The sequence below is a fragment of the Segatella copri genome, from assembly GCF_015074785.1.
In the GTDB taxonomy this organism is placed as follows: Bacteria; Bacteroidota; Bacteroidia; order Bacteroidales; family Bacteroidaceae; genus Prevotella.
Genome location: NZ_CP042464.1, coordinates 551,303 through 568,249 on the forward strand (window position 1 = coordinate 551,303; position 16,947 = coordinate 568,249).

The window sequence follows — 16,947 nt, forward strand, 5'->3', positions numbered from 1 at the left end:
ATCAAAATAAAATATCCTTCTTCTTTAAAAGCCACCAAGGCAGACCGCCCATTTCCAAATGACGAAGTTTAAAAAAGGTAAATTGTAGGATTTTGTCGTGTGAATGTAGTACCTTTGCAAGCGAATTTATATTTTATAGTACGTATGAACAAGTCTTTAGCATTAGCTCATTTTCAGACGAGCTTTCAGTTTATCACGCATCAGAACGAGCGCTTCTCTTATCTCGAAGGTGCCTATCTGGCACTTATCGGAGGATGTGATTGGGTTCAGCTTCGCATGAAGGGGGCTACCGATGAAGAGGTTGAGCCTATAGCCCGTAAGTTGAAGTTGGCTTGCGAGGGTGCCGGTGCAACCTTTATTCTCGACGACCGTGTAGAACTGGTGAAGAAGTTACAGATAGATGGTGTGCATCTTGGCAAGAATGATATGCCGGTTGATGAGGCCCGTAAGCTCCTGGGTGATGAATTCATTATCGGAGGAACAGCCAATACATTTGATGATATTCGCCGTTTGCATGAACAGGGGGCTGACTATATTGGTTGCGGTCCGTTCCGCTATACTACTACCAAGGAGAAACTCTCTCCGGTGTTGGGTATAGAAGGTTATCGCCAGATTATTGAGCAGATGAGGGAGAATAAAATCTCTCTGCCTATGGTGGCCATCGGAGGTTTGACCCCAGACGATATAGATCCGCTTGCAGATTTGGGCATCGGTGTGGCAATGAGCGGTACCATCCTGAATGCGGAGAACCCTGTTACCATGACACGTCAGATTCATGACAAGTGTTTCGGATTATTCATGGAAAATCTCAATCATTATTTTGAGAATCAGTAGAATGATACTCATAAATGATGATTTTGCATAGAAAAGAGAAGAAAGTTCTGGTTTTCTTCTCTTTTCTCATTTTATTGTTGTAACTTTGCATCCGCATTGCAAAACTGTTGCAAGCCAATTACAAATAATGAATTTAAAAGACATGAAATTAATAGTGGGAATTAACTTAGGATATATAGGAAAAACAGATGCTGTCGGCAAGAGCGATAACATCATGATATACGCACCTTCAGATAAAGGTGCTTAAAAACCCGGGCACAAACGTGTTCGGGCTTTTTTATTTTACTATATATAATAGGTGTAAAACCAACTCAAAATAGATAGTGTGTGCAAAATATATAATTATTAACTTTATAAAAAAGTATTAAAATGATAAAAACAGAATGGAGAGGTTTCAAAGGAAACATGTGGCAGAGTGAAGTGAATCTTCGTGATTTCATTCAGAACAACTACACTTGTTATGACGGCGATGAGTCGTTCCTTGCAGAACCAACTCAGGCAACTAACACCCTTTGGGGTATGTTGAAGGAACTCCAGAAGGAGGAGCGCGCCAAGGGTGGTGTGCTTGATATGGAAACAGAAATCGTTTCAGGATTGACAGCTTATGGTGCTGCCTATATTGGCGAGGGTACTAAGGAGTTGGAGAAGGTAGTTGGTCTGCAGACCGATAAGCCTTTGAAGCGTGCCTTCATGCCTTACGGCGGTATCAAGATGGCAGAGCAGGCTTGTACTACATACGGCTATCAGCCATCAGAGAAGCTCCACGAAATCTTCCACAAGTATTGCAAAACTCATAATGATGGCGTATTCGATGCTTATACTCCAGAGATGAAGCTCGTTCGCCATAACCACATTCTTACCGGTCTTCCTGATACTTACGGTCGTGGACGTATCGTAGGTGACTACCGTCGTGTGGCCCTCTATGGTATCGACTTCCTCATCGAGGAGAAGAAGAACGACCTCGCTAACATGGGCGACCGTGAGATGATTGACGAAGTAATCCGTCTCCGTGAAGAGGTTGCTATGCAGATCAAGGCGCTCAAGGGCTTGAAGGAGATGGCTCAGTTGTATGGTTACGACATCTCTCAGCCAGCTAAGAACGCTCGCGAGGCTGTTCAGTGGTTGTACTTCGGTTACCTCGGAGCTGTGAAGACTCAGAATGGTGCTGCGATGTCTGTAGGCCGTATCTCTACCTTCCTCGATATCTATATCCAGCGCGACTTGAACGAGGGTACTCTTACCGAGGATGAGGCTCAGGAGCTCATCGACCACTTGGTCATGAAGTTCCGTATGGTTAAGTTCGCCCGTATTCCTTCTTACAACGAGCTCTTCACCGGCGACCCAGTTTGGGCTACTCTCGAAGTAGGTGGTATGGGTCAGGATGGCCGCTCAATGGTTACCAAGAACGATTACCGTTTCCTCCATACATTGGAGAACATGGGTCCTTCACCAGAGCCAAACCTCACTGTACTCTATAGCTCTCGCTTGCCAAAGGCATTCAAGCACTACGCTTCTCTGATTTCTGTAAAGACAAGCTCTATCCAGTATGAGAACGACGATGTAATGCGCCCAGTTTGGGGTGATGACTATAGCATCTGCTGCTGTGTATCAGCTACACAGACAGGTAAGGAGATGCAGTTCTTCGGTGCACGTGCCAACTTGGCTAAGTGCTTGACCTACGCTGTATCTGGCGGTGTTGATTCAAAGACACGCGAGCAGTGCGGTCCTAAGTATCGCGCCGTTGAGGGTGATGTGTTGACATACGAGGAGTTCATGCCACGTTTCATGGATATGATGGACTGGTTGGCTGGCGTTTATGTGAAGACATTGAACCTCATCCACTACATGCACGATAAGTACTTCTACGAGGCAGCAGAGTTGGCGCTCATCGATACAGATGTTCGTCGTACTTTCGCTACAGGTATCGCTGGTTTCAGCCACGTGGTTGACTCTATCTCAGCTATCAAGTATGCCAAGGTAAACATCGTCCGTGATGAGACCGGTTTCCCTCTCAGCTTCAAGACCGAGGGTGACTTCCCACGTTACGGTAACGATGATGAGCGTGCTGATGAGATTGCAGTATGGTTGCTCAAGACCTTCATGAACATGATCAAGAAGCATCATACATACCGCAATTCAGAGCCTACTACATCTATCCTGACTATCACATCAAATGTAGTATATGGTAAGTACACCAGCAACATGCCTGATGGTCGTCCAGCCGGTGCTCCTTTGGCTCCAGGTGCTAACCCATCTTACGGTGCAGAGAAGAACGGTCTTTTGGCTTCATTGAACTCAGTAGCTAAGTTGCCATACGAGTATGCCCTCGATGGTATCTCTAATACTCAGACCATCAGTCCAGGTGCTCTCGGTCACAACGATGAGGAGCGTGCCCAGACATTGGTAGGTGTATTGGATGGTTACTTCAACCAGGGGTCTCACCACCTGAACGTGAACGTATTCGGTATCGACAAGCTCAAGGATGCGATGGAGCACCCAGAGAAGGAAGAATACCAGAACTTCACTATCCGTGTAAGTGGTTACGCTGTTAAGTTCATCGACTTGACACGTGAGCAGCAGCTCGACGTAATCGCTCGTCAGGCTCACGAGAGACTCTAATCAATTAGAAGAATAAATATTGCCCGCTAGATTTTCTGTCCGAGGATATTTAGCGGGCATTTTTCAAAAAGATAAAATAATTATGGATTTAGTTGATTTTTTGGGTGTCGTCACTGCTCTTATAGTCGTTCCTGGGCTTGCTTTTATTCTTTGGGATAATTACCAAGAAAAGAAAGTCGGCGCATGAAAGGATTTGTTCACAGCATAGAGAGCTTTGGTTCTGTAGATGGACCAGGCATCAGATTTTTGATTTTCCTGCAGGGGTGTCCGATGCGCTGCCAGTTCTGCCATAACCCGGATTCATGGAAGACGGGAGTAGGAGAGGAATGGAGTGCCGATGACCTGCTGGATAAGGCAGAGCGATTCAAGAGTTATTGGGGTGACAAGGGCGGTATTACTGTAAGTGGTGGAGAAGCCCTGATGCAGATAGACTTTCTCATCGAACTTTTCGAGAAAGCCCATCAGCGTGGCATCAACACTTGTCTTGATACATCAGCGCAACCATTTAGGAAAGAGGGTGCTTTCTTCGATAAATTCGAGCGTCTGATGACCGTCACTGATACTGTTCTTCTTGATATCAAGCATATCAACGATGAAGAGCATCGTAAACTCACCCGCCATTCTAATGTAAACATACTGGATTGTGCACGTTATTTAAGCGAGATACACAAACCGGTATGGATTCGTCACGTCCTGATTCCAGGTATTACCGACAAGGATGAATACCTCTATCAGCTGCGCGATTTCCTCTCGACACTCTCTAATATTGAGCGTATAGATGTCTTACCTTATCATACGATGGGTATCTACAAGTATGAGAAACTACGAATAGCCTACCCGCTGGAAGGCATAGATCCTCCTACTAGTGATCGTATAGCTCATGCAGAAACAATCTTGCAAGAGGCACTTTAGCCTCTTGCAAAACTGTTTAGATGAGCCTCTAGCGAGCTGGTGAGACGGGCTTTGATGATAGGCTTTGTGATGTAGTCGTTTACTCCAAGCTCATAGCACTCATCAATATTATCCTTGTTGCTTAACAGGGAAACCACGATGATGGCCATTTCGTTTTTCGAGTATTTAGAGCGTACATGGTCTATTACGTCCCACCCATTTACATGTGGCATCATCAAGTCGAGCAGTATCACGTCCGGCTTGAATGAGTCAATCAGGTCAATGGCTTCTTTTCCGCCATTGGCAGTTTTCACGTCGATGTCAAAGTCCTTTATCATTTCAGAGATAGTTTTAATATTTTCTGAAATATCATCGACGATTAGCACTTTGTTCTTTTCCATTTTTCACTGGTTTATTATATAGGTTCTTTCCGATCTTGAAGATTTAGTTTCTTGGCTTGTGAATGCCGTAGATGTCGCACATGAATCCTTTATCAGTGATTAGATTGTTCATGTCGATACTGTCGAACAACTTGTGATGAGTACCGATTACCACAATCTGATACTCTTTTTCCAGAACTTTAGGATCATCTGTCACCTTGATGTTATATTCTTTTTTTACTTCCTCTACATCTACCAATGGATCGTAGAGTGTGGTTTTGTAACCTGCTCCTACCAGGTTGATATAGAGATCGGCTACTTTTGTGTTTCTGATATCATCGCTGTCTGGCTTGAACGAGAAGCCGAGAATCAGCACGTTAGTCTCCGGAGCCTTGAACTTTCTGCTTTCAGATGCATTCTTTATCTTTCCTGCCATCCATACCGCCATCTGCTCGTTAACCTCGCGGGCTGTAGAGAGCAGCGATGGTACCACGTCAACCTCCTGTGCCTTGTTAATCAGGTAGTATGGGTCTACCGCGATGCAGTGGCCGCCAACGAGTCCTGGAGTAGCAGGTATGAAATTCCATTTTGTGCTTGCTGCCGCCGTTACGTCTTCAATGTTGATGTTCATCTTGTCGAAAATCTTTTCCATCTCATTGAAGAAGGCTATCTGCACGTCTCTCTGGCAGTTCTCCATCAGTTTACATGCCTCTGCTATTCTGATACTCTTCGCCTTGTAGGTGCCATGGGTAAGTACTGAAGCATAGAGGCTGTCGATGATAGCTGCTGCTTCGGGTGTAGAACCGCTGGTAACCTTCACGATGTTCTCGATGGTATGAACTGTATCGCCCGGGTTGATGCGCTCTGGCGAGAAGCCTACAAAGAAACTCTGGTTCAATTTCAATCCTGATGTAGATGCCAGTAATGGAGCGCAGACCTCTTCAGTCAGACCTGGGTAAACGGTACTTTCGTATACCACGATATCACCTTCTTTCAGAATCCTGCCAACCTCAGCTGTAGCATTGCGCACGCAGCTGATGTCTGGCTTGTTAGATTTGTTCACCGGTGTCGGTACAGCGATGATATACACGTTACACTTCTTCAGGGCATCAATGTTGCTGGTCAGTTTCAATCCCTGTTTCAATGCCTTGCATACAGGTTTGTTGTCTGTCATTGTACTTTTGGCTAACTTGTCTACCTTCTCAGCTTTGATGTCATAACCCCATGTATCGTATTTCTTTGAGAATAAGCATGCTAGTGGAGTACCAACATACCCCAATCCTATTATTCCAATCTTAAACTCAAAAGACTTGTTTATCATATACTATATTCTGTTTATGTTTTATAATGTTGTTTCTTTTATTGGGAGTTCCCTTCTGTATGTACGTTACGGCAAGTAACTCGGATCTTTTAGATTCCTTCAAGCTGAGCATAGCGTGAAGTCTTCTCAGGATTCCAGGCGTCCTTGTATGAACGGCGGAAGAAGAGCTCTTGCAGATGAGCCGACAGACGGGCGATACGCAGGAAATAACCTGTATAAGGTGACATCAGTGGCAGGTATCTGTAAAGGAACCATACATCTTTCTTTCTTTCTGAAACCATCAGCACCAAGATGAAGGCAAGCTGCGAGAAGCATACCCTGATGAAGTAGCCCAGTGCCAGCACTTCAATGATGTGCGTGTTAAACGTGATGGCGAGCTTGATGATATACCACAACCACAGAAAATTGAGGAAGCAGTCGAAAACCACACTCTCCATATTAGATAACCAGTTAAGGATACTCCAGTTCTTTGTAGGCAACAGAATGTCGGCATGCTTACGTAGACGGAATCTCACGAGCGAGCGCGACCATCTGATGCGCTGATGATACAACTTATACCATTTGGTAGGTACATTGGTCATGCAGATGGCATCTTCAGCAAATTTCACTTTATATCCGGCTTTGCGGATCTTCTGTGTCAGGTCACCATCCAGTCCCGGTCCGATATCCCAGTAGCCTATTTCTTTCAGCGTCTTTCTTTCGAAGGCTCCGAATGCTCCCGAAATGATGTGGTAGATACCCAGTTCGCTGGTTACGATGCGTCCCACCTGTATTCGCTTCAGATATTCGAATGCCTGCAGCGATGAGCAGATGGTTTCCTTGTAGTTGCGCACTTTCACACATCCTCCTACGCCCTTTACCATTCCGTCGATGTAGAAGGGGAGTAGAATCTTCTCCAGTGCATCACGGTCTAGAGAAGAGTCGGCATCCAGACATACGATATATTTTCCTCTTGCCATCTGGGCTCCATAGTTGCTGGCTGCAGCTTTACCGCCTCTTGTTTCCAACCTCAGATAGTGGGTGATGTACCCAGCCCGGTAGAGGTCGTTGCAAATCAGTTTGGTGTCATCATTGCTTCCGTCGTCTACCACTATGATTTCGTAGTTCCGGTAGGTTTGCTCTGCCAGTGAGTTCACCATTTTGAATATATGCTTGCCTTCGTTCTTTCCCGGTACGAGGATGCTTACTAGTGGATTCTCGCGGTACAGGAAGAACTTGGCATATTCTTTCTCTTTATCTATCCGGTTTCTCTTCATCAGTCGGTTTCCTATCACGAGATATTCCAGTATGTAATATCTTGGCATCTCGATGAAGAAGAGGAACCAGTAGGTATTCACGATACTGCTAAACGATAGCGTGCTGATCCAGTCGAAGAAATCGTTCAGATGTTCTGCTATGCTAAACATACGCTTTTCCCTTTCTTCTTGATGGCTCATCTCAGCACGGTGAGCGCCAAGAGGGCCATGATTATGAGTATACCTGCGATGGTGACAAGGATGGCAACGAGTTTCTTGTAGAGCACGATGCGCTTCTGTATCTTGTCGTTTTCATCTTCCTTCGGCTCCGTATCAAGCAGCTCTTCCTGCGGCTTCACCTCTTTCTCTTCTTCCTTCATCAGAGGTTCCTCTGAGTAGTGGCAGTAGTCGTCTGGAGTCATATCCACATATTGCAGTTTGTTGAAGAACTCGTCATAGTTGTTGGCGATGGTCTTCGTCTTGGTTTCCAGCATGCTGCAGATAATCTCGTCCGGTTCTATCGAGTCGGCCACCTTTCTGATGGCTACCGACATCTCCTTGCTCAATTTCTGCTGGGCCTCTTCCACCGTTTCTCCCTGCTCATAGAGGGTAGAGGATACGTAGAAGATATTGTTGTTGTAAGACACCTTGTGATTGGAGAAGATTCTACAGAGCTTGCCCTGTATGCTTTCCTTTATCTTTACGGTATCCTTGTTATCATCTATAATCCATATCTTGCCTACCATGACCGAGAGTTCATCCTTGCGGTAGGTTTCCATCAGCTGGCGTCGCAGTCGGTTTATCAGCAGATAATATTCCATGAAGTTATCATAGATGTTCGCCATGTTGTTGAACATGATATTGCCACTGGTCAGTGCTCTGATTCCTTCTTCCGTTATCTCGTAGTCCACAACGTCTCGTGGCACCAGGGCGTTTACCGGATAGGTGCTCTGGCAGTAGCAGCAGGTTGACTTGGTGATAGGCGAGGTAAATGAGTTCTCGCAGTCGTTGCAGGTATATACCACGGCTGGTCTGTCATAGTCAACACCGATGTGGCGCAGTTTCTTGTGACACTTCGGACAGATGAGCATACCGCCCACATTGTAGCTGCTCTCTGGCGATACGTTGGCGCAGCTGAAGTGGTGGATGATGTTCTGAATCTTCAGGTTCGTACTTCCGCACTTCGGACAGCACTCTGTATAGAGCAGGTGAGAGTGGTTGCACTTAGGGCATAGATGCTCCTTGAGCAGGAAACGGTGAATGCGCAGTGAACCAAACTCCACCATAGAGTCGATGAACATGAACATTTCGTTGAGATGGAAGAGACCCATACTGTGATAGTGCTCGAAGATTGGGTTGATATATCCCAAAGACGATTTCTCCAGCAGTCGGTGTCCCATGATTCGCTGGTCTCTTGAGAGCAGGTATCTCAGAATATTGGCAAAGAGCTGGTTAGGCTGTGTAGGACGGCTTGTTTCGCTTTTTACACCAAACTTCTGTCTTGCCATCTTGATTCTGTCAATAATCTCGTATACCTTTTCATTGTTCATGTCGCTCACATAGGCATCGATGATATAGTCGATGATTTGTTCTTTTCCCGATAACGCCGTATTGACGAATATCGGTTTGTAGCTACATTTCCAAGATAAGATTGGACTGGCTCCATACAGTATAGCATGGAACGCACGCTCACTCTTCGTATTGATGTAAATACAATCGAAGTAGTCGGGCTGGATGTCCGGTGTCGAATCGATATCTATATAGCTATCGATGGTGAGCACCATATCTCCACGTTTGTTTCTTCTAAGTCCAATCATTCTTTATTTCGTTTTATCTTGATGATTATTGGTGTCGCTCGAAATCATGTTGCTTCGCTTCACGTTTTCGTTCTTGCCTACTGGGATGGTGTACATCGGTAGTGGCTTCGGATCGAGCATGGCACCAATCTTGTTCACTCTTATTCTTACCGGCAGTTTGTTGCTCATTACCCATGCCGGTACTCTCTGGTTCGGGTTCAGGGTGAAGACGGCAACCACTGCGTTGACATCATGCGAGAAGTTACTCTGCAGATGCTTTGGTATTTCCTCTACTCTCAGACCTACCATCTGCAACTTAGCCTGCAGTTCCAGGTCTTTGTTGATGATGATGTCTGCATCGTCAGGGCTTTCCATATACTTTACCATGTCATTTGGTACGTATGCGATTACGCCCAGATGGCAGTCTGCATAGTCGGTATGCTGGATAACCATCACCTCCTCGCTTTTGAACACCAGGGTTTTGTCGCTCACATTGATTTTTGAGATGTAAGCATCGGCTGGTGCACAGCAGTAGTGTATAAGTCCCGGGTTGTAGATGCTAGTGTTGGAGTAAGGCATGGAAGCATTTGCTCTGCCGGCTCCTCTGCGGCTCATGAAGTTATAGGTGGTGTTCTTAGCCTGTGCGTAGATTTCCACCTTGTTAGCCTGCTTTCTCAATTCCTCTTCTACCTCGGCTATCTCAGCATCCAGTGCGTTTCGCTTGGTGTTGTCGGTAAGACCGTAGTAGATGTCCGAACTTTCAGAGGCTTTCTGTTTTCTCAGTTCTGCAAGTCGGGTGCGCAATACAGGAATCTCCTGCTGGGCGAGTTTAGCCTGTACCTCCATGTCGTGAGTCTCCTTTACGGCAGAAGGCAGAATGTTCGGGTCGTATTGGTTCACAATGTTACCTAGCAGTACATAAGAGTAGAGCGTATCTCCCTTATGCACCACTTCACCCATTTCTTTGTTCACCTTAAGGATATAGATGTCGTCAACGGCACTGATATGGTTTTCATCGAGGGTTATATAACCGTCGAAGGTTGCCCATATCATACGAGTGACAATATAGTAGGCGGCAAGCACGATAACCAGCAGGAAGATCAGGGCAAAGATGATCTGCTGTCTGGCAAGGCGGTGACTCTGCGACTTCAGCAAGTCTGCCATCGCCTGTTCTTGTGGCGTGCCATTATATTGGAATTCATTCATATTCTAGTTTCCTTACATTCAAAGTTCTATTTCTTTGAAGATATTATTGTTGTTATAGATGCTCACGGCTTTCTCGATATTGATGATAGCGAGGGCGCGGTTCTGCATCAGTTTATACATTCGCTCCATACTTTCCAGGAGTCCCGTATATTCGTCCATACGCATCAGATAGTTGTATCCCTGCTTCTGGTTCTTGTAGGCAAACCGCCTCATTTCGATATATTTGCCGGTCTGGTCTATATGGAAAGCCTCTGTGGCTATAGCCTTGTTCAGGTTGTCTATCTTCTTGAGCAGGATGCCTACCGACTGTTTTATTTCCTTCACATCGGTACCGCGGCTGCTGCGTATGATTTCCTTCTGGGTCTCCAGTGCCTGTCGTTTGCGTGGCGTTTCGTTCCAGATAGGAATGGTGAATCTTACGCCCACGTCGGCATTGTTCGAAATCTTGTTGTTGCTCTGCCAGTAGCTCGACCATCTTGCGAATGGTGTGAGTCGGGTAGTGCTTAAGTAGTTGGTCAGCTTGCTGTCGTTGTCAGCTATCTGTTCTTTCACCATCATGATGCGTGCATCCAGACTTTCCTGGTTCAGATGGTTCCAGAGGGCTGTGGTGTCTACCACAATCTTGGTTGGTTTGATGCGGTAGATAGGCTTGTTGCTGATATCTCTGTCTGTGCAGAGCACGGAGATGTCATATTCAGCCTCCAACTTATCGTTTATCACTTTCAGCATCTTGTCGTTGCTGATTCGGTCTTTTTCCAGCATATACTGGTACGCTTCGTTCATGATGTCGAGGTTGTCCAGTCTGTGTGCTATGACAGTACCGATATAGAAATTATATTGTTCGGTCAGCTCATCGGCTGCCTTTTCATATATGTCTGCAGTTTGGCGCTTTTTTATTTGCAAGCGGTCGAGTTCATTGGCAAGAGCAATCTTTGTTCTTTTCTCCTTGCCTTGGTAGAACTTCGAGTTGATGATGTTCCATCCCAGTTCGGCTTGAACCTTCATCTTATATTTTGATACCTCTTTTGCGTCGTCTTCATCAGAATCGAAGTACGCGTCAGGTCGGGCATAAATCTGTCCGGTCACTTCCAGACCGTTGTGTCTGTTGAGCGCTAAGTGCTCATGTGCAGTTTTCGACCAGAACAGAGAGTCGGTCTTGTTGATATCAGCGTGATGCTGATTATTGAGTCCCAGCTGTATGACTGGAGCTTTCACCCATATAGGGTTTTTGATGAGAGTGTCGAGTTGTGCGAAGCGCTGTTTGAAGTGTCTCAGTACATTATCGTTCTTCAGATTCTCATATACGAGCATCTTAGGGCTGAAACTTTTCGGCTTTTTGCCTTTCGTCTGAGCCATAGCGCTTTGTGCTGCCATGAGAAGTAGCAGAGCTGTAGTTGAGTAAAGTATTATTTTTCGCTTCATAATGAGTTATTAAACACGATGAATGCAGCTGCGAGCTTTTGCAGCTGCATTCATCTGGTGTTTCTTATATTTGATAAATCACTTACTTTGTGCCATAATTGGTATCATTTCCAGATGCGGCACCATCAATGAGCTTCATGACACGGAGTCGGCTCTTACCATATGCCACATAGATATAACCTCCATCCAGTGTGACATAGTTGGCAGACATTCCTGCTTCAGCTCTCTTCTTGACAACCTTTACAGGTTTGCCGTCTTCCATTTTGTTTTTGTCAAGAACTACCAGTCCATAACTTCCGCAAGCCAGGTAGATGTAATTGGCATCGTATGTTACACCATTAGCATATCCCTGTGGAACTTTGGTATTAGCAGTGAGCGGAGCTCCCCAGTTCCACACTTCTTTGCCTGTGGTAAGATCGTAGCAAGACAATCCCTTGGCACTTCGGCAAACGTAGATGTGGTTACCATCGATAGCTATAGTGTTTTTACCATCGTTAGGAGCTATGCTGCTTACGTTGATGGTTCTTGCTGGTGTTGCTGTAAGAATGTCGGCACCTAATGGGAAGACCTGTAGTGTACCACTTACAGCCTCATCGTCACTTTCTACTTCGTTGTTGTAGTGGAGTGTAACAATATACTGGTTGTTCAGTGCGATGTGCTTAGCCTTGCCTGGCGTTTCTTTCTTGCCGATTAAATCCAGCGTGTTTGCATCATATACTCCGTATCCTCTGGTAGATGCCACCATCAGTTTGTTTCCGTCTCTTACGATGCAGTTCTCGTCAGATTTTTCCAAACCTTTATGTTCCCAATCTACGATGGTGAGAGGGTTTAACGTAGTAGTCTCGTCGATGTCCGTAACTTCTGTGTTGAGAAGTCCGTTGCTATCTAATGCAATTCTACCCATCATACCGCCATTGGTTGAGTGACCGGCAATATATACATACTTTGTTGCATCTTTGCCGTCCACCATAAGGTGGTTGAAGTCGTAGAGTTCCTTCTTGTCTTGCAGATACTGCAACATGGTTGTCTGGTTGTTTTCTGTTTTAAACACTTCGATACAACCTCCAGTCTTCTTGCTTGGATCTGTCTGGTTCTCTTCGTTGGTGTGGTACGACATGTATAATTTGCCATTATATGGCTGAATACATGTTGCAGAGATGTCGTGAGTATGATTTGTATAATCAATCACGGAAATCACATCAATCTTCTTGCCTGGTTCAGGGTTTGGAGTTGGTGTAGGGGCTGGTGTCGTACCGTCACATGATGTTTTGACAACAGGGTCATTATACATATCATATCTCTTTGTATTGTCTGAAAGACCTGGAGCATAAGTATAATTTGCCGAATTTCCATTGTTGGTAAACTTATCGCAGTCCATATAGATAACGCCTCCGTTTCCGCTAGCTCGGAAGATATAGCAGGTTGAGAAATATGCGTAGGTTCCCGGAGCAATAAGAATATTACCGGCATCATTATTTCCGTTGTATTTCACCTCTGCTGCTCTGAAGATGGCATTTGCATTGTCTCCTTGAAGAATGACTCTACTGTCGTTGCCATTGTTGTCATTCTTGTAAGTACCCTTACAGTCGATGACGCTGTTGTTAACCAGATAAATGTTACTTCCTGCACACTGGTCGATAGCTCCTGTCTTCAGATTGTTGATGTGCGCTTCAGCGCCATTTGAATTGAGAACCATCTTGTCTGTCACTTCAAATGAACAAGCATAAAGTTTTGGAGTAGAACCTTGAATTGTCAGCTTGTTGACTTTTGCTTTTCCGTTGATGTTCAGGATGCATCCATCTACGGACAAATCCTGCTTTTCTGTACCAAGAAGATTGCCTTGTATATTGATTTTGGCATCAGACTCAGTTGACAGTTTACCTACTGTGGCATCGCCGCCCACATAAAGCAATCCTTTAACTTTTAGTTCATTTTTTACTTCAATGTTTCCGGTAGTAAAGTAGGCATCTCCTTGTTCCAGATACATGTTGCTGCCCTCTTTTTTCAGAGTTCCACCATAATTGTAGCAATATACTCCTGTATTATTGAAAAGAGCAGTGTTATTGTTGTCTATATGTAATGTTCCTCCTTTGAGGATGTAGATTTTTCCTTTTTGTGCGGCATTGTTTATCCAGACTGAATTATTCCATAGATTTTTTGTAGTCAGTTCGCCTTCGATAAACAGAGTGGCTCCGTTCATGTTGAGCTCACTGCTTATTTTTGTGCCTTTCTTGATGATGTAGGTCTTGGTACCATCCAGTCCCTTACATCCATCGTTATTCTTGATTTCGATAGCTCCGTCATGGCTAGGCAAGCTAGGCATTTCATAAACGTCGCTTAGGTTAGCTGTAGTTGCGCCGGCAGCTCTTGTTGCTGCTTTCGCTTTGTAGTTGATAACGCTACCTGCTAATTCCTGAGGGTCGGTGATGGATGTCACTTCTTCACCTATTATGTTTTTTGTGACTTCACCAGGGTTTGGAACGAAAGGGTTGTCATTAGAATCGCTACAAGATGCCAGGAGCATTGCTGCGAAAGAGAAAGTAACAAGTTTTGTAAAATGATGTTTCATGTTAATCTTTCTTTTGTCGTTTTTGTGTATAAATTAGCTTTCACCTTTTTGCTATTGCTCTAGCCTTTAAAGGTTTGTTCTCCCACACCTGTTGGTTAAGGTGCGGGAGAACAGATTTATTTAGTTGATTACTTAGTATTTACCAACTTGAAAATCTGAACGCGGCTGCGGCCGTAAGCTACACAGATATAATCCTTGTAAAGGGTTACATAGTTAGCTGAGTTGTAGCTCTCCTTGCCATCATAGAATGCACGGCGACGGGCTACAACGTTCTCACCCTTAGCCTTGGTCTTGTCCAATACAACGAGTCCATAACCGCCACATGCTACGTAAATGTATTTTGAATCTACTGCAACACCGTTTACGCGACCGATAACCTTGTTACTTTCGCCTATAGGAGCATCGAACAATACTGTAGGATTGCCATTTGCATCGTAGCGTACAAGTCCGCCGTCACCTTGGCATACGTAAAGGTTTGTACCATCTACAGCGATGGTGTTTTTACCATCAACAACACCCACTTTACCTTCTGTGGTATAGCTCTGAGGATTTTCCAGATTGATGTTGTTAAAGATGTTGACAGTACCTGTAGTTGTACCATTTGCCTCCAAACCATAGAGTTTGTCATTGCCAACAGCTACGAACTTCACGTCATTTGTTGTGAGGTGTGGAGTACGCAGGGTGAATGTAGAGTTGTAAACCTGATAACCCTTGTTTGTTGCCAAAACGAAGTTGTCTTTATACTTGACTACACTATTGGCATCAATGCCATTGTTTGGATTTGTCTTGTCGATAGGGTAGGTAACAAGCTTGGTGTCGCTCAACTGACCATTTGACAGATTGGCATAACCCAAGAAAGCACCTTCCTTGTAAGATGTAGCAGCAACGTAGAAGCGGTTGCCGTCAATCATGCCATAGTTTACATCCAATCCTCCCTGAGCTGAAACAGCCTGATCGAGAATAAGGTTCTTACCGTCGATATGAGCAACTTCCAATCCGCCTCCCATATGACTCTTATCATTGCCCTGGGTGTGGTATGTAACATACAACTTGTCGTTAGCAGCCTGGATAGATGTTGCAGAGAGGGTATTCTCTGTAATTCCAGCTGCAGAAAACAAATCCAGTTTTGGTTTGTTGCTCAAGTTCTCTGTTGTTGCAGTCAATTCATAACCATATTGCTTGTTATCAGCATCCTTCAACTTAACCAAATCACCAGTGGTAGCCTTGTCGTAGTCGAGGTATGATGCTGCAATGTCAAGATCCTCTGCTGTAGGAAGCTGGTTCTCGCCATTAAAGCATTTTGTGAACTGGAACAGGAAGGTAGCACCTTCTGCAGGAGTATCGAATGCCTGGATGTTTTCTGCACCATCGTTGTGGAACTCGTCTGCCTTAACAATAGCTAAACCGCCAGCTTTTTCCAGGCTGATTTGGCCTTTTGCATCGTTATAAGAGATAAGCTTGTTAACATTGATAACACCCTTGTCCGCAATGTTGATCTTGCAGGCACCCTTCAGGATGAGCTGTGCTTCACCTACCTTAGTTACCTTCTTGTGGGTATCCTTTTCGTTCAAGGTAACATTGATGTAGTTGGCATCAATCTGTGAACCGGCATTCATGGTCAATATATTGGTAACCTTGATTGCGCTGTTGTCGCCAGCCTTCAGATAACCATTTGTGTTGAGGTTCAGATCTGCTGTCTTCAGGAAACCGCCGATTTGCAGGTTACCATTGATGTTAACAGTAGTAGCATTCCAAACGTGAGCTGATGCATATACGTTGGCACCTTCCTCAACGTTTACTTCTGTACCACGGATAGAACCGATGATACATGCCTTTGAACCAGTCTTGAAGGTGATTTTCTGTGTAGGACTTGTCTTGTCTGCTGTAAGCTGTCCTAAACCGGACTTGAGTTCCTTTGGTTTAACTGCGTTGCCATTTTCATCAAGGCCGCTGGTAATACCTCTCCAAGATGAGAATAACTTTCCTTCAATAATGATGTCTGTTGCAGGGTCTTCAGTCTTGACATAACCAAGTTCGTTATAGACAGTAACTCCCTGCTTGATCATTGTACCTGTGCCCTTGAAAATCAGGGAACCGCCCTGCTTTACAACGATTGTTGCGTTTTCGAAAGTATTTGCAGAATATATTAATTTTGCACCTCCATTTACGAAGATAGTTGCATTCTTGATAGTGTTTTTTGAGAAGTCACACTCACCAGCAGATTTCTTTAAGTAGAAAATTCCATCTTTTAGGTTGTCGTTACCTAAAGCCTGAGTAGCCGTAGCAGGCTGCTTTGGTATCGTGTTCTCTTTGTCTTTGTTTCCCTCGTTTTCCTCGTAGAGTTCAGTTATGAAATTTGCGTCACTGGCTGCTCTTGTACCAAAGAACTTACGGGCATTAGCTGTTGTGTTCTTGTAGTTGATGACGCTAGAAAACAGAGACTCTCCGCTGTTAGTGAGGTCGAGAGTTGTGGCATCTACCTTAGCTGGAGATGAACCTCCTGTAGGATCACTTGTGTTGTCGCTACATGATGCGAATACGAATGCCGCCAAACCGATGGCAGCAAGCTTAGAATTGAATAATTTCATATCTATTTTAGTTTAAATTGTACTTTCAGTTTTTGTTTGATTCCATTTACTTATATTTTTGTCCTCAAGCTCGTTGCTTTTTTAGG

General features: G+C 44.7%; 11 protein-coding genes. 3 read left to right on the plus strand and 8 right to left on the minus strand.

What is annotated here, in order from left to right:
- Positions 1-144: 144 nt before the first annotated feature.
- The 3 genes from FO447_RS02285 (at position 145) to pflA (ending at position 4,365) form a co-directional block, all read left to right on the plus strand.
- Positions 145-834 carry a thiamine phosphate synthase gene (locus tag FO447_RS02285; RefSeq protein WP_118151167.1) on the plus strand — a complete coding sequence of 230 codons (690 nt, stop codon included), beginning with the start codon at positions 145-147 and terminating at the stop codon, positions 832-834.
- A 372-nt stretch (positions 835-1,206) separates the two neighbouring features.
- Positions 1,207-3,453 (plus strand): formate C-acetyltransferase, encoded by a 2,247-nt coding sequence (pflB, locus tag FO447_RS02290; RefSeq protein WP_301331795.1) that lies wholly within the window; start codon positions 1,207-1,209, stop codon positions 3,451-3,453.
- Between the two features lie 183 nt (positions 3,454-3,636).
- Positions 3,637-4,365, plus strand: a complete 729-nt coding sequence (gene pflA / locus FO447_RS02295; protein WP_117727034.1) for a pyruvate formate-lyase-activating protein — start codon at positions 3,637-3,639, stop codon at positions 4,363-4,365.
- On the opposite strand, the gene FO447_RS02300 is transcribed toward pflA, so the two are convergent.
- From FO447_RS02300 to FO447_RS02335, 8 genes are all read right to left on the minus strand, one after another.
- The gene (locus FO447_RS02300; RefSeq protein ID WP_117727033.1) at positions 4,362-4,745 is read right to left on the minus strand and encodes a response regulator; all 384 of its coding nucleotides are present in this window, start codon (positions 4,743-4,745) and stop codon (positions 4,362-4,364) included. The two genes, pflA and FO447_RS02300, sit on opposite strands and share 4 nt — an antisense overlap.
- 43 nt (positions 4,746-4,788) lie before the next feature.
- Positions 4,789-6,045 (minus strand): nucleotide sugar dehydrogenase, encoded by a 1,257-nt coding sequence (locus tag FO447_RS02305; RefSeq protein WP_117727032.1) that lies wholly within the window; start codon positions 6,043-6,045, stop codon positions 4,789-4,791.
- 89 nt (positions 6,046-6,134) lie between these two features.
- Positions 6,135-7,451 (minus strand): glycosyltransferase family 2 protein, encoded by a 1,317-nt coding sequence (locus FO447_RS02310; RefSeq protein WP_118139588.1) that lies wholly within the window; start codon positions 7,449-7,451, stop codon positions 6,135-6,137.
- A gap of 26 nt (positions 7,452-7,477) precedes the next feature.
- Complete coding sequence (locus FO447_RS02315; protein WP_200757474.1) at positions 7,478-9,097, minus strand: hypothetical protein; 1,620 nt, start codon at positions 9,095-9,097, stop codon at positions 7,478-7,480.
- A gap of 3 nt (positions 9,098-9,100) precedes the next feature.
- A complete protein-coding gene (locus tag FO447_RS02320) occupies positions 9,101-10,282 on the minus strand; it encodes a multidrug transporter (protein WP_200757476.1) in 1,182 nt (393 codons plus the stop codon).
- Positions 10,283-10,300: 18 nt separating this feature from the next.
- Positions 10,301-11,638, minus strand: coding sequence for a TolC family protein (locus FO447_RS02325; RefSeq protein WP_203031494.1), 1,338 nt, complete (start codon positions 11,636-11,638; stop codon positions 10,301-10,303).
- Positions 11,639-11,786: 148 nt separating this feature from the next.
- Positions 11,787-14,273, minus strand: coding sequence for a hypothetical protein (locus FO447_RS02330; protein ID WP_200757480.1), 2,487 nt, complete (start codon positions 14,271-14,273; stop codon positions 11,787-11,789).
- A gap of 128 nt (positions 14,274-14,401) precedes the next feature.
- Complete coding sequence (locus FO447_RS02335) at positions 14,402-16,861, minus strand: hypothetical protein (protein WP_200757482.1); 2,460 nt, start codon at positions 16,859-16,861, stop codon at positions 14,402-14,404.
- Positions 16,862-16,947 lie beyond the last annotated feature (86 nt).

Excerpts from the sequence above, each read along its gene's own strand:
- FO447_RS02315 (WP_200757474.1), bottom strand. The coding sequence starts at position 9,097 with ATGATTGGACTTAGAAGAAACAAACGTGGAGATATGGTGCTCACCATC.
- FO447_RS02330 (WP_200757480.1), bottom strand. The coding sequence starts at position 14,273 with ATGAAACATCATTTTACAAAACTTGTTACTTTCTCTTTCGCAGCAATG.
- pflA (WP_117727034.1), top strand. The coding sequence starts at position 3,637 with ATGAAAGGATTTGTTCACAGCATAGAGAGCTTTGGTTCTGTAGATGGA.
- FO447_RS02300 (WP_117727033.1), bottom strand. The coding sequence starts at position 4,745 with ATGGAAAAGAACAAAGTGCTAATCGTCGATGATATTTCAGAAAATATT.
- FO447_RS02320 (WP_200757476.1), bottom strand. The coding sequence starts at position 10,282 with ATGAATGAATTCCAATATAATGGCACGCCACAAGAACAGGCGATGGCA.
- FO447_RS02285 (WP_118151167.1), top strand. The coding sequence starts at position 145 with ATGAACAAGTCTTTAGCATTAGCTCATTTTCAGACGAGCTTTCAGTTT.
- FO447_RS02335 (WP_200757482.1), bottom strand. The coding sequence starts at position 16,861 with ATGAAATTATTCAATTCTAAGCTTGCTGCCATCGGTTTGGCGGCATTC.
- FO447_RS02325 (WP_203031494.1), bottom strand. The coding sequence starts at position 11,638 with ATGGCTCAGACGAAAGGCAAAAAGCCGAAAAGTTTCAGCCCTAAGATG.
- FO447_RS02310 (WP_118139588.1), bottom strand. The coding sequence starts at position 7,451 with ATGTTTAGCATAGCAGAACATCTGAACGATTTCTTCGACTGGATCAGC.
- FO447_RS02305 (WP_117727032.1), bottom strand. The coding sequence starts at position 6,045 with ATGATAAACAAGTCTTTTGAGTTTAAGATTGGAATAATAGGATTGGGG.